The organism is Hornefia porci (assembly GCF_001940235.1).
GTDB classification, from domain to species: domain Bacteria; phylum Bacillota; class Clostridia; order Peptostreptococcales; family Anaerovoracaceae; genus Aminicella; species Aminicella porci.
The window spans coordinates 573989-598970 of sequence record NZ_MJIE01000001.1 but is presented as its reverse complement, the minus strand read 5'-3'; the positions used below and the strand labels follow the sequence as shown (position 1 = coordinate 598970).

At 46.9% G+C, this 24982-nt stretch carries 20 protein-coding genes; 16 read left to right on the top strand and 4 right to left on the bottom strand.

Going from position 1 to position 24982, the window contains the following annotated elements:
- The first annotated feature begins 56 nt into the window (after positions 1-56).
- The 4 genes from BHK98_RS02805 to BHK98_RS02790 all read left to right on the top strand — a co-directional run bounded on the left by BHK98_RS02805 (position 57) and on the right by BHK98_RS02790 (position 4410).
- Complete coding sequence (locus BHK98_RS02805) at positions 57-479, top strand: hypothetical protein (RefSeq protein ID WP_075712091.1); 423 nt, start codon at positions 57-59, stop codon at positions 477-479.
- 68 nt (positions 480-547) lie between these two features.
- Positions 548-1255 carry an NUDIX hydrolase gene (locus BHK98_RS02800; RefSeq protein WP_075712090.1) on the top strand — a complete coding sequence of 236 codons (708 nt, stop codon included), beginning with the start codon at positions 548-550 and terminating at the stop codon, positions 1253-1255.
- Positions 1236-3092, top strand: coding sequence for a YgiQ family radical SAM protein (locus BHK98_RS02795; protein ID WP_075712089.1), 1857 nt, complete (start codon positions 1236-1238; stop codon positions 3090-3092). Before BHK98_RS02800 ends, BHK98_RS02795 begins: the two co-directional genes overlap by 20 nt.
- Positions 3019-4410, top strand: coding sequence for a DNA methyltransferase (locus BHK98_RS02790; protein ID WP_075712088.1), 1392 nt, complete (start codon positions 3019-3021; stop codon positions 4408-4410). Before BHK98_RS02795 ends, BHK98_RS02790 begins: the two co-directional genes overlap by 74 nt.
- 44 nt (positions 4411-4454) lie before the next feature.
- Here the strand turns inward: BHK98_RS02790 and BHK98_RS02785 are convergent, their stop codons facing one another.
- The 3 genes from BHK98_RS02785 to trkA form a co-directional block, all read right to left on the bottom strand.
- Entirely contained in the window at positions 4455-5924 is a 1470-nt protein-coding gene (locus BHK98_RS02785) for a TrkH family potassium uptake protein (RefSeq protein ID WP_075712087.1), read from the bottom strand.
- Positions 5925-6019: 95 nt separating this feature from the next.
- Positions 6020-7471, bottom strand: a complete 1452-nt coding sequence (locus BHK98_RS02780; RefSeq protein ID WP_245796811.1) for a TrkH family potassium uptake protein — start codon at positions 7469-7471, stop codon at positions 6020-6022.
- 32 nt (positions 7472-7503) lie between these two features.
- Positions 7504-8853 (bottom strand): Trk system potassium transporter TrkA, encoded by a 1350-nt coding sequence (gene trkA, locus BHK98_RS02775; RefSeq protein ID WP_075712085.1) that lies wholly within the window; start codon positions 8851-8853, stop codon positions 7504-7506.
- 94 nt (positions 8854-8947) lie between these two features.
- On the opposite strand from trkA, the gene BHK98_RS02770 reads away from it, so the two are divergent.
- The 5 genes from BHK98_RS02770 to BHK98_RS13985 all read left to right on the top strand — a co-directional run bounded on the left by BHK98_RS02770 (position 8948) and on the right by BHK98_RS13985 (position 12531).
- Positions 8948-9787: an HAD family hydrolase gene (locus tag BHK98_RS02770; RefSeq protein ID WP_075712084.1), complete on the top strand. Its 840-nt coding sequence runs from the start codon at positions 8948-8950 to the stop codon at positions 9785-9787.
- A 620-nt stretch (positions 9788-10407) separates the two neighbouring features.
- Positions 10408-10578, top strand: coding sequence for a hypothetical protein (locus tag BHK98_RS13450; protein WP_158024446.1), 171 nt, complete (start codon positions 10408-10410; stop codon positions 10576-10578).
- A gap of 255 nt (positions 10579-10833) precedes the next feature.
- On the top strand, positions 10834-11166 hold the full coding sequence (locus tag BHK98_RS02765) for a YraN family protein (protein ID WP_075712083.1): 333 nt from the start codon (positions 10834-10836) through the stop codon (positions 11164-11166).
- A gap of 14 nt (positions 11167-11180) precedes the next feature.
- On the top strand, positions 11181-12248 hold the full coding sequence (locus BHK98_RS02760; protein WP_075712082.1) for a YifB family Mg chelatase-like AAA ATPase: 1068 nt from the start codon (positions 11181-11183) through the stop codon (positions 12246-12248).
- Between the two features lie 13 nt (positions 12249-12261).
- Entirely contained in the window at positions 12262-12531 is a 270-nt protein-coding gene (locus BHK98_RS13985; protein ID WP_342718692.1) for a SymE family type I addiction module toxin, read from the top strand.
- Between the two features lie 264 nt (positions 12532-12795).
- On the opposite strand, the gene BHK98_RS02750 is transcribed toward BHK98_RS13985, so the two are convergent.
- The gene (locus BHK98_RS02750; protein ID WP_342718691.1) at positions 12796-14661 is read right to left on the bottom strand and encodes an IS1634 family transposase; all 1866 of its coding nucleotides are present in this window, start codon (positions 14659-14661) and stop codon (positions 12796-12798) included.
- A 379-nt stretch (positions 14662-15040) separates the two neighbouring features.
- On the opposite strand from BHK98_RS02750, the gene BHK98_RS13140 reads away from it, so the two are divergent.
- From BHK98_RS13140 to BHK98_RS02710, 7 genes are all read left to right on the top strand, one after another.
- Positions 15041-16036 (top strand): C39 family peptidase, encoded by a 996-nt coding sequence (locus tag BHK98_RS13140; RefSeq protein WP_083628018.1) that lies wholly within the window; start codon positions 15041-15043, stop codon positions 16034-16036.
- A gap of 46 nt (positions 16037-16082) precedes the next feature.
- Complete coding sequence (locus BHK98_RS02740) at positions 16083-16829, top strand: hypothetical protein (protein ID WP_075712079.1); 747 nt, start codon at positions 16083-16085, stop codon at positions 16827-16829.
- A 460-nt stretch (positions 16830-17289) separates the two neighbouring features.
- Complete coding sequence (locus BHK98_RS02730; RefSeq protein WP_245796809.1) at positions 17290-18903, top strand: isopeptide-forming domain-containing fimbrial protein; 1614 nt, start codon at positions 17290-17292, stop codon at positions 18901-18903.
- 137 nt (positions 18904-19040) lie between these two features.
- Complete coding sequence (locus BHK98_RS02725; protein WP_075712077.1) at positions 19041-19919, top strand: class C sortase; 879 nt, start codon at positions 19041-19043, stop codon at positions 19917-19919.
- Between the two features lie 8 nt (positions 19920-19927).
- The gene (locus BHK98_RS02720; protein ID WP_075712076.1) at positions 19928-20773 is read left to right on the top strand and encodes a class C sortase; all 846 of its coding nucleotides are present in this window, start codon (positions 19928-19930) and stop codon (positions 20771-20773) included.
- Positions 20736-21500 (top strand): pilin N-terminal domain-containing protein, encoded by a 765-nt coding sequence (locus BHK98_RS02715; protein WP_143404518.1) that lies wholly within the window; start codon positions 20736-20738, stop codon positions 21498-21500. Before BHK98_RS02720 ends, BHK98_RS02715 begins: the two co-directional genes overlap by 38 nt.
- A gap of 48 nt (positions 21501-21548) precedes the next feature.
- Positions 21549-24917 carry a fibro-slime domain-containing protein gene (locus BHK98_RS02710; RefSeq protein WP_075712075.1) on the top strand — a complete coding sequence of 1123 codons (3369 nt, stop codon included), beginning with the start codon at positions 21549-21551 and terminating at the stop codon, positions 24915-24917.
- Positions 24918-24982 lie beyond the last annotated feature (65 nt).

Sequence of the window (24982 nt, the reverse complement as noted above, 5' to 3'; positions counted from 1 at the left end):
CAGGGCCGTTGTTGTATAATAAATGCAATACATAAGAACGAATGGAGGGCAACGACATGGTTAAACTACTGATTGGGCATAAGGGTACCGGTAAAACGAAGCAGATGATCGCTCTTGCCAATGAGCAGGTTGAACATAGTGACGGGAGTATCATTTTTATCAATAAGAATGCGAGGCTGACCTATGATCTGAAATATCGGATCCGGGTGGTCTGCATGGAGGACTTTGAACATATTACGAATGCGGATGAATATATCGGTTTCCTTTATGGGATCATCAGTTCCGACCATGATATTGAGACGATTTATATTGACAGCATTCTGAAGCATGCGGACTTTTCTCTCGGGGATATCCCGGAATTTCTGGATCGTCTGTCGGATATCTCAAGGAATTACGGGATGGATTTTGTTGTCAGTCTGTCCGCGGAGAAAGAGGAGATGATCGGAGTCGACTTCTCCCGGTATGAGATTTTGAACTGAGCACAGAAACAGAAGCGAGGGGCGTAAACAGCCCCTTTTTTTTGACAGGTTATACAGGAAGGAGCGGCATGGACACCATCGAACGCATTCGCGGAATCTACGAGCGGCACGAGCCGGCGCCCATTGGTAAGTACCGTTTTTTCAGCGTATTGATTCCCTTTGTTGAGAAGGACGGGGAGCTCTGTCTGCTGTACGAGGTCAGAGCACGGGATATGGACAGCGACCCGGGAGAAATCTGTTTTCCCGGCGGTCATGTGGAACCGGGAGAGGATCTGCTTGCAGCGGCGCTCAGAGAGACGGAGGAGGAGATCGGAATCCCGGCCGACCGGATTGAAATTCTGGGGCAGGGGGATGTCCTCTACGGATACGCGAACTATTCTCTCTACACCTTTATCGGCGTCATTCAATACAGAGATTTTCTGAAAGCTACTATCCGGGAGGAAGAGGTGGACGAGATTTTCCTGATGCCGGTTTCCCATCTGGACTTCAGCAGAGCGCAGCATTTCCGGGAACGGGTCTATGCTGAGGTTACGGATGATTTTCCGTATGATGAGGTCGGCATCGATGAGGATTACAACTGGCGGACAGGACAGTGGATCGTGCCGGTGCTTACCGTGGACGGACGGGTGATCTGGGGACTGACCGCCCGGATCAGCGAAGGCGTCGTGAAGCTGCTGCGGGAGCATCATATCGGAGAACTGGAGATTCAGCTGGAGGTTCCGGAAACCTCCGAGGAAAAGTGTACAGGAGAGAACGATGTTTCTGCCGGTAAATAAGAAGGAGATGGAAGAGCGGGGCTGGGAGCAGCCTGATTTTGTGCTGGTTACAGGAGACGCCTATGTGGATCATCACTCCTTCGGCACGGCGATTATCAGCCGGCTTCTGGAGCGCTTCGGATATAAGGTTGCGATTCTGGCACAGCCGGACTTCCGCTCCTGTGAGGACTTTCGCCGGTTCGGGCGGCCGAGGCTGGGATTTCTGATCAACAGCGGCGTTGTGGATTCCATGGTCAATCACTATTCGGTCTTCCGGCACAGGCGGCGCGTGGACGAATATTCTCCAGGCGGCGTTCCGGGGAAACGTCCGGATCGGGCGGTGATCGTATACAGCAACCGCGCCAGAGAGGCCTATCGCGACGTTCCCGTGATTATCGGAGGAATTGAGGCCAGTCTTCGCCGTCTGGGTCATTATGACTACTGGGACGATCGGGTGCGTCGGTCGATTCTGCTTGATTCCAGAGCCGATCTGCTGATCTACGGCATGGGAGAGCGCGCCGTCCTGGAAATCGCGGAGGCGCTGGACAGCGGCATTCACATTTCGGATATCACATGGATCCGGGGAACCTGTTATCGGACCCGGGAATTTGTGCCGGATGAACAGAGCCGGATCCTTCCGGCGTTTGAGGAAATCGCTGCATCCAGAGAGGCTTATGCCGAGAGCTTCGCGCTGCAGTACCGGGAGAATGATCCGATCTGCGGCAGGCGTCTGGCGGAGCCTTACGGCGAACACTCTTTTGTTGTACAAAACATTCCGCAGGAACCGCTTACACGGCAAGAACTGGACGATCTCTATGAACTGCCGTATGAAAATGAGGAACATCCGATGTATCGGGATATGGGCGGGATTCCTGCATTTCGCGAGGTGAAGTTCAGTCTGGTGTCAAGCCGGGGCTGCTTCGGGGGATGCAGCTTCTGCGCGCTGACCTATCATCAGGGGAGACAGGTGCGGAGCCGCAGCCGGGAGTCTCTTGTGCGGGAGGCGGAGAAGCTGATCCGGAAGCCTGATTTCAGGGGCTATATTCACGATGTGGGCGGGCCCACCGCCAATTTCCGCGGACCGGCCTGCGATAAACAGTTGAAGTACGGCGTGTGCAGGGAAAAAGACTGCCTGTACCCGAAACCCTGCCGGAGCATGAAGATCGATCACAGCGACTATCTTGACGTTCTGAAGGCGATCCGTGAACTGCCCGGAGTGAAAAAGGTCTTCATCCGCTCAGGTATCCGCTATGATTATCTGATGGCGGATCCGAAACGGCAGAAGTTTATGGATGAGCTGTGCGCCCACCATGTCAGCGGAACGCTGAAGGTGGCGCCGGAGCATATCGCCCGGCGTGCTCTCCATTATATGGGAAAGCCGTCCGCAGACGTTTTTACGGAATTCGCAGAGCTGTACAGGCAGACGAACCGGCGGCTGAATAAAAAGCAGTATCTGATCCCGTATCTGATCAGCTCTCATCCCGGCTGCACGCTGGAAGATGCGGTGGATCTGGCTTTGTTCCTCAAAGAATACGGGTTCATCCCCGATCAGGTCCAGGACTTTTATCCCACGCCGGGAACACTGGCCACCGCCATGTTCTATACAGAGATCGATCCGCGGACAGGCGAGCATATCTACGTGGCGAAATCTCTGGAAGACAAGAAAATGCAGAGGGCGTTGATTCATTATAATAGAACGGAAAACCGCAGAACCGTGCTTCGGGCGCTGGAAAAAGCGGGACGGAAGGATCTGATTCCGGTGCTGCTTACAGAGGGAAGAAGAAATGGGAACACTAAAGGATCTCACAAAAGTCATCGAACAGGCGCAGCGACAGGTCGCAAACACCAGAAGCGCTGAATTTACAGTGCTGGAAGAGGTGGATCCGATGCGTGGGCAGTCTGTCCGCGGAGCAGATGCCGGAGGGACTGTTGACAATAAAATATATTACGGAGACAATATACGGCTGCTGAAATCTCTGGCGGAGAAAGAGGAGTATAGGGGGAGACTGAAGTTGATTTACATTGATCCGCCGTTTTTCTCCGAAGCTCGGTATGATGCGGTAATCCGCGTGTCCGGAAGCAACATTCGTCATCCCGCATATGACGACAAATGGCAGCAGGGTCTGTACGGGTATCTCAGGCAGCTGACGGCGCGTCTGATTCTGATGAGGGAGCTTCTGGCGGAGGACGGTCTGATCTGGCTGCATCTGGACTGGCATGTGGTGCATTACGCCAGAATCATCATGGACGAGATCTTCGGCGAGAAGAATTTTGTCAACGAAATCATCTGGACCTACAAATCCGGCGGGAGCAGCCGGAGACGCTTTGCCAGAAAGCACGATAATATCCTGGTGTACAGCAAAACGAAGCATTACAATTTCAATGTCCTGAAGGAGAAGTCCTATAACCGGCAGTTCAAGCCGTACCGGTTCAGGGGCGTGAAGGAGTACCGCGACGAGCAGGGCTGGTACACAATGGTGAACATGAAGGACGTCTGGCAGATCGACATGGTGGGGCGAACCTCGGCGGAGCGTACGGGCTACGCGACGCAGAAGCCGGAGCAGCTGCTGGAGCGCATTGTGGAATGCTGCACGGAACCGGGTGATCTGTGCGCTGACTTTTTCTGCGGCAGCGGGACCTTGCCGGCGGTGGCGGCGCGCATGGGACGGTCGTTTATCGCCTGCGACCGGGGAAGACTTGCGGTCGAAAGCACTATCGGACGTCTTTGCGCGCAGGGAACCGGGTTCCGCGTGTACGCAGAGGAGCCGGAGCATCGTGCCGAAGGCGGGAGACAGTCCCGCTTTGAGGCGGAGGTGCATATGAGCATGGAGGAGTTCCCGGGCTCTGACAAAAGTCTCGTGACGATTCGTCTCGGAAATGTCCTCGAGCGTCGTCTTCCGACAGGCATGGAGGAAAAGTCCAGAACCGTGATCCGAAAGGCGGTCCGGAACAGCCCTCTGGAGCTGATTGAGGCGTGGAGCGTGGATTTTGACTACGACGGTAGGGTGCATCGCCCCTCCGCAGTGTTCGTGCGGAACAAAAAAGAACTGAATGATGTCTGCCGGCAGATCGTGGGACCGGACTGCCGGAGGATCTGTGTGAAAATTGTGGATGTCATGGGGAATGTGTTCTATGTCGACCGCCCCTGCACGCAGATCCGTTCAGAATCCCGGTAGGACAGCTCTGCACGCGGGCCCGGTCAGAATTCGGCAGGACGCCCCTACACGCGGGCCCGGTCAGAATTCCAGTAGGAGGGCGAGAACATGATGATTACCGCATACATCTCAAGTCTTCCGGCCAGCATCAGCAGACTCAGATAGAATTTGAAGGGTGCCGCGAAAATGCTGAAGTCGCTGCCGGTCAGTCTGCCGAAGCTGGTTCCGGTGTTGGTGAACGCGCCGGCTGCCGCGGACAGAGTCGTTTCCATATCCAGATTGTTCAGAGACAGGACAATCGCGGAGAACATGAACAGCCCGAAATACAGGAGAATGAACATGGTGATGGAAGAGGCGACCGGAGCGGAGACCGGTTTTTTCTGTATCATGACCGGTTTGATCGCCCGCGGATGGATCCGTTTATAAATTCCCCGGCTGATCAGTTTCAGGAAGACGGAAAACCGGATGATTTTCATTCCTCCGCTGGTGGAGAAGCTGCAGCCTCCGATCAGGGACAGAGTGAGCAGGAGGAACTTGGAAAAGGTCGGCCACGATCCGATGTCGTCGATGATGAATCCCGAAGTCGAAGCAAAAGAGATCCCCTGTACCAGAGCATTTCCGATACCGGAAACCAGTCCGTCGCCGATATGATGCAGATACAGATCCACGCCCATCAGCACGCCGGCCGCAGCGATCACCAGAAGATAGACCCGCACCTCATAGTGGTGAAGGGCCTCCCGGAATTTGCCGCAGGTCAGCATGAAGTAGGCGATGAAATTGATGGAGGACGCCATGGAGAAGAACGCCAGGACTCCCTTGATGTAAGGCGTGATTACAAAGGCTTCCTGGGCGGCGGACAGATCCACGATTCCGGCGGTGCTGATGGATGACAGTGTGTTCAGCAGAGCGTCATAGAAGGTCATCTTCGTGGGAACCAGCAGAGCCAGTTCAATCAGCGTCAGCACCGTATAAATCTGATAGGAGATCTTGGCTGTATCGCCGAAGCGGGCGGTCAGCTTCTCCAGAGTCGGGCCGGGCATTTCCGCCGCGGCCATTTTCTGTCCGCGGATTCCCAGCTTGGGAAAGATTGATGTGGTCAGAACGATGATTCCCATGCCGCCCAGCCAGCTGCTGACACTCTTCCAGAGAAGCAGAGAGCGGGGCATATTATCGTATCCCAGCACGGTGGCTCCGGTGGTGGTCCAGCCGGCGGTGGATTCAAACCAGCAGTCCCAGAAGGTGTAGTCCATGTCGGAAAGCAGATAGGGCATCGCACCCAGCAGGATGACGAACATCCAGCAGACGATGACGATGTAGAAGCCCTCTCTTGAGTGGATATACGGGCGGCTGTGCATTGTCACCCGGTTTATGGTCACGCCGAAGCTGACACATACGACGATGATACAGAAGAAGGCCGTCGCAGGAGCAAATTCCGCGAAATAGCATGCGAAAGCGAAGGGAATCAGCATAGCGATACCCTCGAACAAAAGAATCATGGATGCAGTTCTTAAAATCAGTCTGTGATTGAAATTCATAATTGCTCCTGTCTGCTTCTGCTATTTCCGCTGTGCATCTGCGTCTGACGGACGGTCCGCCGGATCGCGCCGTCTCAGCCTCCGGCTGCTCCGTATCAGGCTTTGTTAGAGTTCCAGTAGTATGGTGAGAACAGCATGAAAACAGTGAACAGCTCCAGCCTTCCCGCAATCATCAGGAAGGACAGCACGATTTTGGAAAAATCGGAGAACTGACTGAAATTCATGGTCGGCCCCACCAGATTGAAGCCCGGTCCCACGTTCCCCACACAGGTCACGACAGCCGAGACCGTGGTGACCAGGTCAAAGCCGTTGACGGCGATCAGAAGCGAGCCGACGAAAATGGTGGCAAAGTAGAGGAACATGAAATTCGCGATATTGGTGGCGATTTCCTGAGTGACCTGCCCCCGGTTCAGCTTCAGCGTCGTCACCTGACGGGGATGGATCTTCAGTGAGATTCCTCTGCGGATCAGCTTGATGGAGACAAGGATACGGACGATTTTCGGACCGCCGCCGGTGGACGAGGAAGAGGCGCCCAGCATCATCAGCAGAAAGAGCAGCATCTTCGCGAACGTCGGCCACGCATCGAAGTTCGTCGTCGCGAAGCCTGTGGTCGTAATGACTGACGCGACCTGAAACGCGGAATCCGTCAGACTCCTGAACGGGTCGTGATAGTTGCCCGCCGTCAGAAGGTCGATTGCGATCATGACGGTGAATGCGATGATGATTCCCATATAGGCCCTGTATTCCTCATCCTGAAAGGCCCTCCGGGGTCTTCGTATCATGACAAAGAACAGATTGAAGTTGGTTCCGCATAATATCATGAAGATGGTCAGCACCCAGTATATGTACGGGCTCGCGAAGTGGGCGACGCTGTTGTTGTAATTGGAAAAGCCGCCTGTACCGACAGTGCTGAAGGAGTGAATCAGCGCGTCGTAGAACGACATGCCCCCGAACATCAGCAGTATGGCCAGGACAACCGTGAAAATCATATAGAGCAGGTACAGTCTGCGGGAGGTGTCCGAAAAATGCGGAGTCATCTTATCGAGTGTCGGGCCGGGTGTTTCGCGGCTGGCGATCATCATTCCCTCCACGCCGATGGACGGGATAATGGCTGTCGCGAACACGATGATTCCCATGCCGCCAAGCCAGTGGCTGAAGGAACGCCAGAACAGAATGGATTTCGGCAGGGCCTCAATGTCGCTGAGAATGGATGCTCCCGTAGTGGAATAGCCGGAGCACATCTCGAAGAAAGCGTCCACAAAGCTGGGGATGGAGCCGGTGATGACCATCGGCAGAGCGCTGATGAAGGATGCGATCAGCCAGCACAGAGCGACGATCAGAAATCCGTCCCTCGCTCTGACGCGGATTCTCGCCGGCGGGAAAAGCTTCATGACGGCTAATCCGATAAGAAGACACAGAGCGATGAGCACAACAAAACTGATGGCCGAGGCGACCTCCCTGTAAATCACCGCAGTGACCAGAGACGGAAGGGCGCAGAGGCCGATCACAAATAATAATATGCCCATCATACTGATTAGATTTTTCATATTAACAGACATATCTTCTAATTTACTCCCGCTTATTTTTTCGCCTTCATCAGTTTCTCCAGCTCGCCGAGGCCGGAGAGCAGACTGAAGAAGGTGACTCTGTCATTTTGTTCAATGGTGGTGTTCCCGTCGGGGATGATGACCTTGCCGCCTCTGTGAATCGCGGCGATCAGCACGTCCTTCGGAAGCTCCAGCTCATGGATGGGAACCCCCAGCATGTTCATGCGGGAGGTTGCGATGACCTCCAGGATCTCCGCCTGACCCTGAATCAGTACAGAGGACAGGATGCGCTTGGAGCCCTGGATATAACGAAGAATATTGCTGGTGCTGATGTCCAGCGGATTCAGAACCATATCCACGCCCATCTGTTCGATCAGGTCTTTGTAGTTCTCGTGGCTCACCTTGGAGATGACGTCCGCGATGCCGTGCTGCTTGGCGGTAAGCGCCAGAAGCAGGTTCTCCTCATCGTAGCCGGTGGCCGTGACGAAGGCGTCCATATCGTCCAGGTTTTCCTCCTCCAGAAGGCTGATGTCGGTACCGTCTGAGTGGAGGACCATCACGTTCTTCAGGTTGGTGGAGAGGTAGTGGCATCGCTCCATGTCGCGCTCCACGAGCTTCACAGACGCGCCGAATTCCTGCAGACGATCCGCAAGGTAGAATCCGGTTTTGCCGCCGCCGATGATCATGACCTTGTGAATGTTGGTGTATTTTCCGTGTTCGTGAGTCTTCTTGTGGATCTCGGCGATCCGGTCCTTGGCACCGATGGCGTAGATGAAATCGCCTTCCTTCACCTCATCGTCGCCGTGAGGAACGATGACCTTGCCGTTGCGGGAAAGCGCGGCGATCAGCACATCGGGCAGCACCTCGTGGATATCCGGCATGGTCAGACCCACCAGAGCCGGAAAACGGCGAGTCGGGAATTCCGTCATGGCGATTCCGCCGCTTTTGAAAATTCCGTTGCTCAGCGTGTATTTTTCCGCCAGATATTTATAGATCTCCACGGTGATGGACATGTCCGGATTGACGATGTGGTCGATGTCCATCGCCTCCTTGATAAAATCGAACTGATTCATATGCTCCGGGTCGCGGACGCGGGCGATCACATGATGACATCCCAGCTTCTTGGCGAAGGAGGCGATGATCATGTTCGTCTCGTCGCTGGAGGTCACGGCGAGCAGATATTCAAAAGACTCGATGCCGATATTCTTCAACACGGACAGTCTGCGTCCGTCGTCGTTGATGGTCATGACATCGAGTTGCTGTGAGAGCTTCTGCAGTACATTTGCGTTTTTATCTATGATCGTAATGGAATAATCACCGCCGATCAGGGCCTCTGCCACACAGGCTCCCAGCTTGCCGGCGCCAACAATCACTACATTCATTTTTTTCTCCTCCCGGATAACCTTTCTGATTACAGTATGAAATATTGTAATACCGAAACTTTAATTTTGCAACCCCTTTTGATATAATGGATTCATGAAACAGAAAAGCGGAAAAGAAATCAGAATGATCGCGTTGGATCTGGACGGAACAACGCTGACCGGCAGGTCGGAAATCTCGCCGCGCACCGTGGAGGCGCTCCACCGGGCCATGGAAAAGGGGGTTCATATTGTAATCTCCACAGGGCGTCCCTGGTGCTCCCTTCCGGAGGCGATTTTCGGCATCGACGGTCTGGAATATATGATTACATCAAACGGGGCTGTCATTACGCGTGTATCCGGGCGGGAGCGGATTTACGAGAACTGCAACGAGCCCGCGGCCGTGGAAAGTATCGTGGCGCTTCTGCGGGGGCGTGGATTTTCCGTTGACGCCTTTACGGACGGACAGGCCTACATCGGCGCGGCAGAGTACAGGGAGATGGAGAAAAACGGGTGTGCCTTCCGCGACGCGGATTATGTGCTGCGGACGCGGCGGCCGGTGGCGGATATCTTCGACTTCATGCTGGAGCACAAAGCCAGGCTGGAGAATATCAGCATCGTATTCCGACGTGAAGAAGACCAGAAGGAAGTCATGCGTCAGCTTGCCGCAATGGACGACATTACTCTGACCTCTTCCTTCCATAACAATCTGGAAATCGGCGGGCCCACCACCAGCAAGGCGGATGCGCTGCGTTTTCTGATGCGGCGGCTTTCCGTTGACTCAGACCGGCTTCTGGCATGCGGGGACAGTCCCAACGACAGCAGAATGATCGAGCTGGCCCGCATCGGGATTGTGATGGGGAATGCGTCAGAGCATATGAAAGCGCGGGCGGATTTTGTAACTGATACAAATGATAATGACGGAGTCGCCAAGGCGATTGAGAGATTCGTGCTCTGAGGACTGATGTATCCGTGTACCGGATATAACGCGAATAAAACACGTGTTAAACTGAAATACAGATTAATGCAGATATAATGTGTACGATGTGTGCGGAACGACTATCCGTCGGATCCTGACTGACCATCGGGTATCGACAGGATATTGACGGACTATTGGCGAAATTATCGGTAAATTTCTGATAAAAATATTGACTGTGCAAAAAAAGTAATTATACTTAATAATAAGCAGTATCTGCTCATTAAGTCCCCGTCGGACTTAATGGGCGCTGACAACAGTCTGTCCGCAGCGCCGCGGCGCGTAATCCAATGGCAGTGTGCGCCGGCAGACACTACTTGATGCTTGTGCTCAGGGATTCGGCCGTTTCCGAATCCCGCTGCCGCAGGTGTTTTGTATGAAATGGTTGAAAACCCTTGCGGCAGGCCACCGAATATGCTCTCCACATTACTGACAATTCGTGCATATTCGATGGCGGAGCACGCATTAAGCAGTATCTGCTCATTAAGTCCCCGTCGGACTTAACGGGCGCTGACAGCAGTCTGTCCGCAGCGCCGCGGCGCGCAATCCAATGGCAGTGTGTGCCGCGGCGCATTGATGATGAATGTTGAAGGGGGATAAAAATGAAGTACGCAACGACTGTACTGGTAATTATGCTGATTGTTAATATCGCAGCGCTTCTGAGTACGACGGTTCTTTCGGGGAAAGCTCTGTTCGGAGCATATCTGGGGCTTACAATGTTTAACGTTGTCTATATCACAATATCGCTGAATTTTGTCAGAAAGAGAAAATAAAAGACGGGAGCCAGCGCCCGGTAATCTGATTTCCGGGTGCTGGGCAGATAATGAATAATGAATGATGTTTTACGGCTGCCGGCTGAGGCGGCCGTATTTTTTTTACGGACAGGCGTCGTATTGCCGGCCGTGCAGCGGCGGCAGTACTTCGGACAGGATTTTTAATCTTTTGTAAAATTCGGTACAGGGGTGTTGACAGTATATGGTAAAAATAGTAGATTGAGGTTGCGGGAGACGGGGTAGAAAGGGGAAACCATGACAGATAAAAAATTGCTGGGTACCGGCGGCGAGAATTTCGCGGCCGCGGTGCTCTATGCTCAGGGCTATGACATTCTGCAGAGAAATTTCCGGTGCCGGATCGGGGAAATCGACATCGTCTGCAGGAAAGACGACTGTATCTTTTTTGTAGAGGTAAAGACGAGAACCTCTCTGATCGGAGGTCGTCCGGCGGAGGCGGTAGATCTGAGGAAGCAGAGACGGATGAGGGGCGTCGCCAGATATTACCTGATGACGCACGGACTGGCAGACTGCAGGGTGTCGTTTCAGGTTTTCGAGATCATGATCAATCAGATCCGGGACGCGTTCTGAAGGGAGGGGTACAGATGCTGTCAGTTGTCAGTACTGCCGCGCTCCACGGACTGGACGCAGTTGCGGTAAATGTGGAAACAGATATTACTAACGGTCTGCCTGTCTTTCATATCGTGGGACTTGCGGATATCGGCGTCAAGGAGGCGCGGGAACGGATACGGTCTGCTGTCGTGAACTCCGGATGCCGGATGCCGACGGCGAGGATTATCATCAACATGTCCCCGGCGGATGTGCGTAAGCGGGGGACACATCTGGATCTTCCGATGGCCATGGGAATTCTGGCAGATACCGGACAGATTCTGGCGGAGGAGACACAGAGCTGTGTGTTCATCGGCGAGCTGTCGCTGGACGGAACAATTCGCAGAGTGAACGGGATTCTGCCGATGCTGCTGCAGATGGCGAGACTCGGATTCCGGAGAGCGGTTATTCCGCAGGGCAACCGCAGGGAGGCGGGGCTTGTCCGCGGTATCGACCTTTATCCCGCGTCTCATCTGAGGGAGGTCATCGACCATTTTAACCTGGCTGCGCCGCTCCCGCGGATCGGGAGAGATGAGCGGCAGCTCCCGGACGGAGGGAAACCCGGCGGACCGGATTTTGTCGATGTCAGAGGACAGGAATACGCCAAGCGCGCCATCGTTATCGCGGCGGCCGGCGGACACGGTCTTCTGATGACGGGCAGTCCCTCCACGGGGAAGACCATGCTGGCGGAGAGGATTCCGTCAATTCTTCCCGGGATGAGTTATGAAGAGGTTCTGGAGGTGACCCGCATTTATTCGGTGGCGGGGCTGCTGGACGAGAATCTACCATATATAACGGAGCGGCCGTTTCGCAGACCGCACCACAGTATTACTCCGGCAGGGCTGGTGGGCGGCGGAGCGGTACCCGTTCCGGGAGAGATTACGCTGGCGGACAAAGGTGTCCTATTCACGGCTGAATTGCCATTTTCATCATCATCAGAAATCAAAGAAAGCAAAGAAACCGCAGAAACACGGGATTTTTGGCCATCAGGCAAAATCCACTTCGGAGGAGATTGGTGGCGTGGTCGTTACTGGCCTGAAATCTGTGCAACGGGGTGGGGATAGTATGTAGCTGGTTATGTGTAAAGGTTATAGCGGAAATATGTCGGATTTTCCTATTTGGAGAATCTTACAGCAAAACTATTCAAATAGGAAAGGGGTAATTATGAGCGACAAAATGATAAGAAAACTCAAGATATATTGTGTAACTAGTATACAATACAAAGATTTCCCCAAAATCCTTTTGCAAGGCAAATGGCTAGAACAGTGTGGCTTTAATTGCGGTGATCGTATCGAGGTTCACTGTGAAGAAGGCAGATTAACTATCCTTTTAGTAAAGCAAGAATGACACGATATGTGTCATCTTTCGGATTATATTCAGCTAAAGTATGGTCGATTAGGAAGATGTAAGCAAATACATTTTTGGAATTGAATTTGATTTTTAGCCTTTTTAGCTATAACACTAAAAACATTTTGCAAAACTGCGTGACAAAAAAATAGTTTTGTGTTATAGTCCCGTTTTCGACAGTTGAAGAGAATAGTAACAGCGGGACTCCTTGAGGCAGTTGGAGTTTCGCCGTTTTGAGCTACTCAAAAATGTTGTATGGAAATCTCACTTTGAAATTTTTCTGATCTTCTTGTTGAGTTCCTTTGGCAGATAGTTCTTCCGGTCAAGATCCAGGGGATATAGACCGTTCAGTGCAGTCAGGGCTCTGGATCCGTTGTAAATTGCCATGTAGTACATATCCTGTACGTTGGCCACGTTCATGTTCTGCAGTGTCTCAATGATGTTTTCTGTTGTGAAGTGTTCGCCCGCGTCATCGAGTTTTTTCTCCAGCAGCTGGTAGATCAAAAGCGCGGTGTAACAGATCATGAAATGGGCTGTGATGCGTTCCTCGTTGTGGTGGTATACAGGCCTTCCCGAGAAGTTCGTTTTCATCACTCTGAAGCAGTCCTCGATCCGATGTCTCATGGAGTTGATGTCTATGATGGTCTGTGCATCGTCATCCAGGTTGGTGGCGATCGCGTAGAAACCATCGTATTTTTCTTCTTCTGCAATGAGCTGTTTGTCCAGTGCGTACCGGTCGGTGGCCTTTTCGCCGGATTTCCCTTTGGAAGTCCGTTTTATGAAACGCGTCACATCATGAGGGCCCTTTTTGTAGGTTTCCGGGTCGATATTTTTGAGCAGTTCTTTGGCTCTCTCAACCTGACGGTTGCGAATGAACCGCTGGTATTCCATCATTTTTCTGGAGAATGTAATAATCAGTTTCTGCTGCAGTGTTCCCTTGACTTTGACCTGCCTGCTCTTCCCGTTCTTGTATTTCTTTTCCTCCGTAAAGCCAAGATCGAGCAGATTGTCCGCATCGATGATCTTGTAAGCCTTGTCCTCATAAAGAGCCCGGTTCTTCGGATCCTCGCGGTCGAAGGAAAACATATCTTCCAGTGAAACTGGCTGGTCGGATGAAAGGAGCCGGTAATCGCAGTCGTTGAACACGGCCTGCTTGAGTTTGACAGACAGCTTCCTGATGGACTGTGTGATGATGAAAGCCCGGCCGCCCATGGAGTTGAACTTGCGGATATTGTAGGAACCCAGACCTGCGTCGGCACAATAGATGAATGGTTTTCCTTTAAACATCTTCGTCAGCTTTTGCTCCAGGGGGATCGCTGTTGTCTGTTCATTGTCCGAACCGGAGGTAAGACACATGGAAAGTGGAATCCCATCTGCATCCATGAACAGTCCCATCTCAACCAGGGGATTGGGGCGGTGCTCTTTACTGAAGCCATACTTGCGGAAGCCTTTGATGATCTCACCGGTCACCGCGTCGACGTAATCCTCATCCGGGGATTCGATCTCGAAGTAGAAGTTGGTGCAGTCATAGTAGCAGATGGAAGTGTTGCGTCTGACAACGTTATTGCTGTGTTCATACAGATGGGAGATGTATTCATCGTAATGCTCCTGCATCAGATCCATCGTCCGAAGGATATGCTGGTAACCGAAATCCGGTTGCTCGTAGTAGCGCCCCAGATGCCGGCAGGTGTCAAACTTGGAGCCGGGATGCAGGATGCGCGCATACGTCAGGAAACGGTTTACAAGATCCGGATCGAACTCGATCTTTCTGTCTGCAGCGACAGACTGGAAGAAGGAACGTATCTGCAGATCGTGATACAGCTGCTGCAGATAGAAGTAACCAACGTTACGCAGGGTAGAGGCAGAAGCGGGATCATCCGTTGCTTTGACTTTCTCATCAAAGTTGATGGTCATCTCCATCTTGACTTTGCTTTTCTTCCATTCCTCATTGTATTTCGCGACCTGTTCCCTGGCGTAAGCCAGAGGATCGTCTGTGATCGCGAGAAGCTCCGAATGTTTCCCGATGCGTGCGACATTTCTGGTCGATGTCTTCTTGCCGTTGCGGAAACCCTGCTGGATGAAGTATGCCGGGTCTTTAGCTTTTCTGTCATACCATAATTTCATACACATAGTATAGCACAAAATGTTGATACACACAACACCACACAACATAAAATATCGAAAAAATTGACAAAAAAATTACTGCAATCCCTTGCAGTGCAACGATTTGAGGAAATCACTCATTTATTCTACTGTTGAAAACCCGGAGATGCGGGGTTATGGCCATATTTAATCCGTGCTTAGCCATCACATCTCATCTTATAAAAATGAAATTATGCAAAGTTTGTAGATTTCAGGTGATAAACTCGACCGTCCGTACCGCCGCAGCACAAAAGGAACATACAAAAAGGAATTGAGATAATACAACTTTCACTTGACATCTGAAAATTACTCGTGTATGATTTAAAGGGATTAGTGTATTTTATGTCTTAAATAGGAGGGGGAAACAATGATATTGGGAAAACGTTATAAAACTCTTATATTCATAGTAGCATTTGCTATAAATGTTGGAATAATGCCGACCGTTGTCAGTTATGCGGCTGTCACTCAAGTAACAGAAACGATTCCCTTATTAGGTGGAAACAATGAAGTGGTTGCTTATTACTACGGGGATGAGATGAGCTACTATATTACGGATGATACAGGAGAAGAGATTATTGAGTATTCAACGGAGTGCAATCCGTATCGGATAAGTTCAAAAAATGATTATTATTATGCAGGACCAAGGAGTATGTTTACCCAGACAGACAACGACACTCTTTTAACAGTAGACACAGAAGAAATTGTACCACAGGATCAAGTAGACTTCTCAATTCAGCAGATTGATCAAAATGGCAAAGCATTAGCAGAGGCTTATGAAGATGAAAAAAACAATGAATTTACAAAGAAAGCAGATTCCCTGATTCAAGGAATCAAAGTGTTGGAATCAGGAAAATTAAAGTATGCAACAAAAAAATATGACTATAATCCGGATGGTCGGTGCGGATCTGTTGCGTTAGCTATTACTTATAGATATTATAATGACCATGTGGACGAAGCTTATGTGGCAAAAGACTATGAAACGTCCGACGGGAAGGCGTTAATTAAACTTTTAACAAATAAATATCTTGGAAAAGCCACGGATTATGATAAACTACAAAAGGGTGGCAGTAAATATTTGAGTGACAGAAAAACAAAAACAAAACTAACTAACAAAACTGGATTAAATTCAAAAGAAGTTTATTCAACGATAAAAGGAAAAATCAAAGCCAATAGACCATTAGTAGTGGGATTAACAGGGCATAAAAAGTATGGAGATCACTGGGTGGTAGGTACCGGATATAAGAAAATAAAAAAGTCGGGCAAAATAAGAAGTTATATAATTGTAAATGACGGATGGGGAAATACAAATATTAATATAAATTTGAAATATGTTGATGGCTGTGTCAGGGTAACTAAAAGTTAGACATTTAGACATATAGTTCAGAAAGATTTTCAGGAGGTAATAACCAATGCTGAGACGTAAAAATATCATTATAACGTTGGCATTATGTGTCGCTGTACTTGTGTCTACTATAAACGTTGTGCAGCCTTCTTATGCCAAAGCGAAAAAAAGTAATACAGCTGCACGGGTTATGCAATCATTGCAGTCAAAAAAGATTAATAAGATTACTATAATGAAAAATGGCAAAAGGGTAAAAATAACAAATCCTTATAGAATAAAGACTATCCAGAGGACATTGAAAAGAAGCAAATTTGTCCGAAGAAAGAAATTCGATGGTCTGAAAGGGTGGATTTATACGGTTACTGCACAAAAAAAGAATGGGAAATCGGTGAAAATCACGATAATAGATGATACACTTATTCGGATTCATGGAAAAGTGTACAAAGTAAAAAAGCTAGATTTGAAAAAGGTGAAATACTGTTATCATCATGGAAATATAACACCGATTCTTCAAAATAATTCTATAAAAAGCATGACAGTACAATTTCACGATCAAACGATTGAGATTACAGAGCCTGAGAAAGTTGAAAGAGCAAAGAAGTGTTTTCAGGATAATAAATTTCAACGCATCCGAAATGATGGTGCGAAAGGGTGGATCTACCGAATTAACGCAAAAGATAAAGACGGTAAGAGCGTTCAAGAAATAACGTTGATTAGCGAAACCAGACTTTTAATTGATCAGCGGCTCTATGAGGGGAAAAAAGTTGATCTTGATTCTTTAGATGAATTGTTTGGAATAAACAGATATGAATAGTATCATCTAATGTATTTTTAGGGGTTGACAAAATGGATGAAAAATTTGACAATCTTTACAGACAGACAGACAGACAGACAGACAGACAGACAGACAGACAGACAGACAGACAGACAGACAGACAGACAGACAGACAGACAGACAGACAGACAGACAGACAGACAGACAGACAGACAGACAGACAGACAGACAGACAGACAGACAGATTCTGTCGTTTTGTCGTGAAATAGATTTTTCATTTAAAAGAATTGTAGTAATAGATCGCAAGGAAGTGAGAGCCATATCAGTATGGTGAACACTTCCTTTTGCGTGCTTTTGCGTGCAATGATAAATTATAAAGGAGTTGATGCCAGCATTTAAGATTAAAGAGTTTATCACAAAATGAGACAAATGATTATTAAACATTTGTAGTTATTAGTTACTGTGATCTGCTGTTCGTTGTAGAACAGGAATAAAGGAGATGGAAGCAATAAAGGAGATGGAAATGGAAAAAAAGAACACAATGAATAGAATACAGCAATCGTGGGTTATAGTATTGATTGCCATGCTGATTTCTATGTTCAGTTACACCTCTGCCACAGTCTTTGCTGATACAACGGCAACAATGACAGTGAAGAATGTGGAGGCAGGGGCTACAGTAAAAGCGTATAAGATTGTTAAAGAGGGTGAAAATGGTGATTGGACAGCAGTACTGAAGGATTCCATCGAAGATCCGATTCATCCAACCGCAGATGAGATAACAACACTTGCCGGTAAGACGGGGAGTCTTGGAACACCGATCAATATGGAAAAAAGTGGTGATAATTACGTAGGACAAGGAGAACCAGGAATGTACCTTGTTCTGGTAAGCAAAACAGACAGTACCAAAGTGTACAATCCAATGATCGTGTCTGTTAACTATAAAAGCGGGGCAACGTTGGAAGGCGGTTCTGTTGATGCAAACAGCAATTTCAAAATTACAGATGTTGCCTATGCAAAGAGTTCAACACCAACATTGGACAAAAAGATCACAGGAAAGACGAACAATTCATCGGTGACTGGTGACGATACTGCCTATGGGGATACTTTGAAGCCGGGAGATAAAACATCCTTTGAAATCACAACAACCATCCCTTCTTATTCGAAACAGTATCAGAATTCCAATCTGAAATTTGAAATCAAGGATACGGTTAGCGAAGGCTTGAATGCACCAACTGATATTGTTGTAAAAGAAGGAACAAAGATTCTCGAAAAAGGAGAAGGGGAAGACTATACTCTTGTACAGGACGGTAAAACTTTTACAATAAAATTCACCAACAAGTATCTGCTTTCTGGAAATGCAGCAAAGAATATTACAGTAACCTATAAAGCAGAGCTAAATAATAGTGCGACCGTTGGATTTGATGCAAATACCAACAAAGCGAAGCTGGAATATTCTGATAGCCCTTCGACAATTAACGATAAGAAAGAAAAGACAACTTATCACTATACCTTCGATATCGATGGCGATGTAATGGGTTCTAAGAATATCAAGGGAGAAGAAATTATCAAGGTCGGTGTGGACAAAACGAGCGGTGAACTGATTACAAAGAAAGAATCCACTGGTTCCAGCACGACAACAACACCATTAAAGGGTGCTAAATTTACTCTCTATGTGGCTGGTGCTGATGGAGAAAAGACGAATGTAGTTGCAGGAACGGCAGAAACCGGTAGCGATGGTCTGATGCATTTCAGTAAACTTGATGCAGGAAAATATGTCCTTGTTGAAACGGAAGCCCCAAAGGGTTATGTGAAGAACGATACCGAGGTTCCGGTCGAGATCAGTGCAACATTGAATGCAAATGGTACGTTGGCATCTTATAGTGTAAAGATCGACAATAAAATCACTTCGACTTATGAGGGGAAATATGATGGTGGAACTGTAGTCAACACAGTAGATAAAACCGGTGATACAGCACTCTTCAACAACTACAAGCCGGGTGGACTTCCAAGCACCGGTGGGATGGGAACTTACATTTTTATGATTATTGGCGGTGCGCTAATTGCGTTGGCGGCAGCACTATATGCTAAAAATCGCAAAAGACAGGCAGAATAGTTCGTTCCATAAGAAGGTTATTTATAAAGAGTGACATGTTTTGATAAGTTATTGAGAAATAATACAGATCATGCTGCAAGTTAAATTTGCAGCATGATCGAACAGGAGAAGAACAAGTGCGAGGAGTATCGAATTAAATGAAAAAGAATAAAGTTAAAAGACAAAATCTTTTGATTGTCTTTATTCTGATTGCAGGACTTCTCGTCTTGTTTTACCCGACATACAGCAATTGGATCAATCAATTCTATGCAAAGAAGATGATTACAAATTATGAGCATGAATCCAAAGATCTCAGCGAAAACAGTCGGGAAAAACTATATAAAGCTGCAGTTAAATATAATCAGAAGCTTGCAAAGGAGACTATTCCTGCTTCCTTTGCAAAAAGGATGGGAATAAAGAATGATAAGAATTATGAGTCACAGCTCGATGTGACGGGAGATGGAATACTTGGATGTGTAAACATTCCATCCATAAATGTATCGCTTCCCATATATCATTACACATCAAAGGAAATTTTGGAAAAAGGTGCCGGCCATCTTTTTGGAAGCAGTCTTCCTGTGGGCGGAAAGAATACACATACTGTTATCACTGCACACAGAGGACTTCCGAGTGCCAGAATGTTCACTGACTTAGATGAATTGCGAACGGGAGATCGCTTTTATCTGGAAGTATTAGGCCACACATTAGCCTATGAGGTAGACAAGATTAAAACAGTAAAACCTGATGAAACGAGTGATCTCAGAATTGAAAAAAAGAAGGATTTTGCATCTTTGGTAACTTGCACACCATATGGACAGAACACGCATCGTTTGGTTGTAAGAGGGCATCGCATACCATATAAAGTTGGCGATGAAAAAGAGCAATCCGCCCATCATCGCATTCCATGGATGCATATATTATGTATCTTACTCGGAATATTTATTGCGTGGATGATTTACTTCATTGCGACAAAGAAAAAAAGACGCAATGAAAAGAATTTAGCAGAGTATAGTGACAAAATGTATAAGAGTAAATAGGAAGAAGAATGGGAAAGAAAAAGAAGAACGGTCTTCTTGCGAGATTGCTGGTTGTAATACTTTTCTGTGCCGGTATTAGCTTTCTCGCTTATCCTGTAATCAGCAATATGCACAATCAGTGGCAAAATGCACAGCATCAAGCAGAATATGACAGGGTCATTAAGGCACAGAGTGCGAACGAAAGTCGTAAATTATGGAAGAATGCGCAGGCGTATAATGAGGAGCATACCTATAATACGAGCGTTGACATATTTGGAGAAAATAAAAAAGCGGCAGATACAGACCGTTATCAGTATAGAAAGATGCTTAACCCAACGGGTGATGGCATGATGGGATATATTGAAATTCCAAAGATCAATATCATGCTATCGGTATTTCATGGAACTTCTAATGAAGTACTTGAAAAAGGGGTTGGACATCTTGCAGGAACCAGTTTACCAGTTGGTGGTGATAATAGCCATTGCGTTCTTGCGGCACATCGGGGGCTTCCAAGTGCAAAGCTTTTTACTGATTTAGATCAGATTGAAAAAGGTGATAAGTTTTATTTACATATGATAGATCATACTCTTGCGTATCAGATAGATCAGATTAAAATTATCAAGCCGAAGCAGTTAGAAGATGAATTGGCTATCATTTCAGGAGACGATTTGGTAACTCTACTGACTTGTACGCCATATGGAGTGAATACACATAGGCTGTTGGTTAGAGGACATCGTATCTCTATGGATTCACATAAAAAAATAAATCCGCTTCGAAAATATATTCGATACGGAGTTTTAGCAACAATCATTGTATTCCTGATAGGGGTGAAGTGGTATGTTTGGAAGAAAAGAAAGAAACGAAAAACTAAATAAAAACGGTAGGATGCATAGATACTTTGCAATACCTGTGTTGGTCATTGTCCTTATGCTGATGCAAGGATTCGTTTCAGCGTTTGCTGCAGAAAACGGATATATGCCGGATTTGGTAAGTGGGAAGAAAGGTACATTGACGATTTGCTGCGAATATAACACAAATGGCAAGACGTTTTCTTTCTCAGGGATGAAATTTAAGTGTACTAAAGTTGCGACAATAAATGTAAAGAAAGGTGTCGTTTCCTACATACCGGAAGTAAATTTTGCAGTAGCAAATATATCGTTTACTGGAATGACTGCATCGAAATCTAATGAAGCAGCAAAAAAACTATATCAAATTGCAAAGCAAAAGGATCTTAAAATGACTGCCTCCGAGACAGGTTCATCGGGATGTGTAACCTTTTCAAATCTTAATCCGGGGATGTATTTAGTTGTACAATCTTCCGTACATAAACAAGGCAGAGACACCTATAGCTCAGAACCTTTTTTGGTATCGGTACCATTGGCTTCTGGTGAAAATAAAAACGCATACTGGGAATATTCCGTTACATCGATGCCGAAAATTTCTACCTATCATCCGGGGAAAGTACCAGATAAACCGGATTTACCAGGCAAGAACCCAAGGACTGGAGATACTACGCCTTTGGCGTTTTGGGGCATTCTTATGATTTCAGCAGGGTTTGCCATTACGATCCTGATGTACGTACGCAGAAAGAAAGACCGTTAGCTGCAATTAAATATTGCGAAGTAGATCACATCTATAGAGGTGTTAATAATGAAAAAGAAAAAGAAGAGAAACATCCTGCATAAAGGCAAGATAGCGACAAGGTCGTTTATTATTATCATAGGGCTTTGTCTGCTCGTTGGAAGTATAGGTTTTAATGAACATCTTCTTTTTGCGAGTGCAGAATCTGTAAATGCGGAAGCGGAGTCTATAACAAAAGGACAAGAGGAAGAATCAGGGATAAATTCTTCAACAGAGAATAAAACAACAGAGTCGGAAGTAGAAGCAGAAAACTCTGATGCTGAGAATGAACTTGAAAATCCAGAGAATGTTTCACCCCGTGCTTTTGTGCCAAAAAAAGCCGACGGTGCATCCTATGAGGTGTGGTACGATGGTACACTTGGGTTGGGAACCGCAAATTCCTTAGTGAAGGGTGCAACAGATGTACATACCACAACATCAAATGGAAGAATCACCCTGCCAACGAATGCAGGTAGTAGTACCAAATACAGATTGAATGGATGGTATGATACAAATACCAAAAAGTGGTATCAGCCGGGAGCAACAGTTACGATTTCCAAAAATACTGTGTTTTATGCAGATTGGATTCAAAGTAATTATAATTTAAACAGTAATGGAACGTTGGTAAATAATCAACCGGATACAAGTTCTTTTATACGAACGGATGTCTTTGATTATAATGAGATTTTTAATGCAAAACATGGTGCAAAGCTTAGCAAGAGCACATTTACTCCTGAAAGTGGAGGATGGGGATGGTCAAATCCCGCATCGCACGAAGAAACCTGGGACGGATCACAGTCGGATAGTTTTCAGTTTACCAATTGGTATAACAGTGATATCAGTGGCAGCAAATCTCTGGGCTTTCCGAGCAAGCTGGAAAAAATAAAAAATGAATATAGTGGTGATAATGGTGGTGCAAATATTTACAGCGGTATTATGCCGGATAAAATTCAAGAGGGTCAAAACGATAATCTTTTGGAGGATCTATTTAAAACGGAAACAGTTAACGGTTCAGGTAAACAATATCTGGGTCAGGGAAATATGCTTTTCCAATATGATGCTAACGGAAATGCGACGAAGAATCGTGGATTTGGCCAAGGCTATTATTACTACGACAGTGACTATAACGGAGCGGATTATAACGCAGAAAAAAACCGTTTCTACGTGTATCAGGATAAACAGTATATTCGAAAGCAGAAAAAATCCGGTAACGGATGGGAAGATCAGAATCTTACCAGTAGCTTTATGCCGTTAGAGCATGGGACGATCAATGAGAAGACAGGGCAGACTAACTATTGGTTTGGCATGAAGACGGAGTTTGATTTCACCTTGCCTAATGATGTTGGATATAAGGATAGCTACGGCAATTATGGAAATCAGGGCATCGGTCAGAAAGACATGAGATTTTTCTTCAGCGGCGATGACGATGTTTGGGTTTATGTGGACAATGAGCTTGTACTTGACTTAGGCGGGATCCATAAACGTATCGCAGGAATCATTGACTTTTCAAAGGGGACGATCACTTACTATGATGCTTCTAATTTAAATGGAAATCCAATAAAGACGGATACGACAACACTGAAGAAATACAAAAAAGGAGACCATAATCTTAAATTCTACTACTTGGAACGTGGATCTTCGGAATCCAACTGCTCGATCTATTTCAATCTTGCTCCTCGATACAGCCTTGATATCACAAAGAAGGATTCGAATACACAATCACTTCTGCCGGGTGCGGAATTCTCCGTTTACATGAATAAGGAATGTACAATTCCAGCACGTCTTTGGAAGAGTGAGAGTGATTATAAAAATAATGAGGCACCGGGTAATGTATTCCGTACAGGAAGCAATGGCAAAGTTCTTTGCTATGGACTGAATGCGAACGAAACATACTATCTTAAGGAGACCGACTCCCCTGCAAGTTATCCGTCTGTTTCAAATCAGGTTATTGAACTGAATATTGACTCTACAGGGAATGCATCATTAAAAAATATAAGTAGTGATTTTGCAGTTTTATCGCAAGGTGGAACTACAACGATTGGGCTTGCAGTGAAGAATAAGAAACCGGAGAAGACGAAAGTTGAAGTTGAGAAGAAATGGTACAATGAAGACGGAAGTCCTATTGAAAATGATAATCTGTCCCCGGTGAAAGTACAGTTGTACCGCAGTACGAAGACAGCTTCAGGAGATGGAGGAACAACACCGGAACCGCCGGGATCATCTGCTACTGTTCCGATCAATTTTACTACCCAGTTTTTTAAGGAGGGTGATAATGGATCAAATAATGACAGTTCATCGATTGCTAAAGGTGATTATACCTATAGCACTACGGTAACCTCGGGTGGAAAACTTGAATTTGAACTGGATGTAGATAAGGTAGAAGGCTCTGCAAATGCAGCTATTTATTCGGTAACGGCGAATGGTAAGACGCTGACACCTGTCAACGGAAGTATTACCAAATACTGTTCTCAGAATTGTTGTATTACAGGGACTTGGGGGAATTATCCTCCAAGGAATGGAAAGTATGTAATTGATCCAGTTAAAAACGGAACCGATATAAAGATTACCTTGATTGGATATTTGCAGTATGGCGGAAATCCGTGGCATCCGGATGTTAGTTACACGATGAATCCGATCAAAGTATCAACCTATGAACCAAGCGGAACAGGAGGCTCCGGATCTTCCGGTGGTTCCAGTCAGCCCGGTGGATCGTCATCTGGATTTAATACGAAACCGGATGATGCAGAAAAAGTAGGCAGCATCATCACCCTGAGTGCAGGTAATAGCTGGAAAGATGGATGGTCGAATCTTGAAACGAAGGATCCGAATGGGAAACCCTATTATTACTATGTTGAAGAGATAAGTAATTTAGGTGGTTTTTCTACATCCTATGATGGAAACGGAGTTTTGAATGGCGTTATTACCATCAACAACGTTCGCATTCGAACGATCGAAGTGGTAAAAAAATGGTTGAATGTTGATGGAACAGAAATGAATACTAAGCCAGATATTGAGATTTCTGCCGTATTGATTCAAAATGATTTGACAGATCATACAAACAGAGAAATCCCATTCAAATTAAATAAGTCAAACAAATGGCATCGTACCTGGAAAAGGGGTAGTGCAGAACTTGGAGAGAAAAAGAATCATAAATACGAATATCGCATTCGAGAAATTTCGCAAATAGAAGGATATTCCATTTCGTACAGTAATAGTGAAGGCATTGGGGAAGGAGAGATAGTGATAAAAAATCAGCAAAAGCGTTATGAACTTCCGTCTGCAGGCGGTATTGGAACTTATCTGTTTTATTTCATAGGAGCTGTGTTAATCACATTGGCGGCTTTGATGTATTGGCAGAATCATGTATCAATATTAGCAAGACGCAGAAAAGAAAGATAAAATTTTAATAGTGAAGTGAAATTGGCAGACATACAGTAAGGATGCTAATTGAAATTTTTCAAGTG

Excerpts from the sequence above, each read along its gene's own strand:
- BHK98_RS02805 (WP_075712091.1), top strand. The coding sequence starts at position 57 with ATGGTTAAACTACTGATTGGGCATAAGGGTACCGGTAAAACGAAGCAG.
- BHK98_RS02800 (WP_075712090.1), top strand. The coding sequence starts at position 548 with ATGGACACCATCGAACGCATTCGCGGAATCTACGAGCGGCACGAGCCG.
- BHK98_RS02795 (WP_075712089.1), top strand. The coding sequence starts at position 1,236 with ATGTTTCTGCCGGTAAATAAGAAGGAGATGGAAGAGCGGGGCTGGGAG.
- BHK98_RS02790 (WP_075712088.1), top strand. The coding sequence starts at position 3,019 with ATGGGAACACTAAAGGATCTCACAAAAGTCATCGAACAGGCGCAGCGA.
- BHK98_RS02785 (WP_075712087.1), bottom strand. The coding sequence starts at position 5,924 with ATGAATTTCAATCACAGACTGATTTTAAGAACTGCATCCATGATTCTT.
- BHK98_RS02780 (WP_245796811.1), bottom strand. The coding sequence starts at position 7,471 with ATGAAAAATCTAATCAGTATGATGGGCATATTATTATTTGTGATCGGC.
- trkA (WP_075712085.1), bottom strand. The coding sequence starts at position 8,853 with ATGAATGTAGTGATTGTTGGCGCCGGCAAGCTGGGAGCCTGTGTGGCA.
- BHK98_RS02770 (WP_075712084.1), top strand. The coding sequence starts at position 8,948 with ATGAAACAGAAAAGCGGAAAAGAAATCAGAATGATCGCGTTGGATCTG.
- BHK98_RS13450 (WP_158024446.1), top strand. The coding sequence starts at position 10,408 with ATGAAGTACGCAACGACTGTACTGGTAATTATGCTGATTGTTAATATC.
- BHK98_RS02765 (WP_075712083.1), top strand. The coding sequence starts at position 10,834 with ATGACAGATAAAAAATTGCTGGGTACCGGCGGCGAGAATTTCGCGGCC.
- BHK98_RS02760 (WP_075712082.1), top strand. The coding sequence starts at position 11,181 with ATGCTGTCAGTTGTCAGTACTGCCGCGCTCCACGGACTGGACGCAGTT.
- BHK98_RS13985 (WP_342718692.1), top strand. The coding sequence starts at position 12,262 with ATGTGTAAAGGTTATAGCGGAAATATGTCGGATTTTCCTATTTGGAGA.
- BHK98_RS02750 (WP_342718691.1), bottom strand. The coding sequence starts at position 14,661 with ATGTGTATGAAATTATGGTATGACAGAAAAGCTAAAGACCCGGCATAC.
- BHK98_RS13140 (WP_083628018.1), top strand. The coding sequence starts at position 15,041 with ATGATATTGGGAAAACGTTATAAAACTCTTATATTCATAGTAGCATTT.
- BHK98_RS02740 (WP_075712079.1), top strand. The coding sequence starts at position 16,083 with ATGCTGAGACGTAAAAATATCATTATAACGTTGGCATTATGTGTCGCT.
- BHK98_RS02730 (WP_245796809.1), top strand. The coding sequence starts at position 17,290 with ATGGAAGCAATAAAGGAGATGGAAATGGAAAAAAAGAACACAATGAAT.
- BHK98_RS02725 (WP_075712077.1), top strand. The coding sequence starts at position 19,041 with ATGAAAAAGAATAAAGTTAAAAGACAAAATCTTTTGATTGTCTTTATT.
- BHK98_RS02720 (WP_075712076.1), top strand. The coding sequence starts at position 19,928 with ATGGGAAAGAAAAAGAAGAACGGTCTTCTTGCGAGATTGCTGGTTGTA.
- BHK98_RS02715 (WP_143404518.1), top strand. The coding sequence starts at position 20,736 with ATGTTTGGAAGAAAAGAAAGAAACGAAAAACTAAATAAAAACGGTAGG.
- BHK98_RS02710 (WP_075712075.1), top strand. The coding sequence starts at position 21,549 with ATGAAAAAGAAAAAGAAGAGAAACATCCTGCATAAAGGCAAGATAGCG.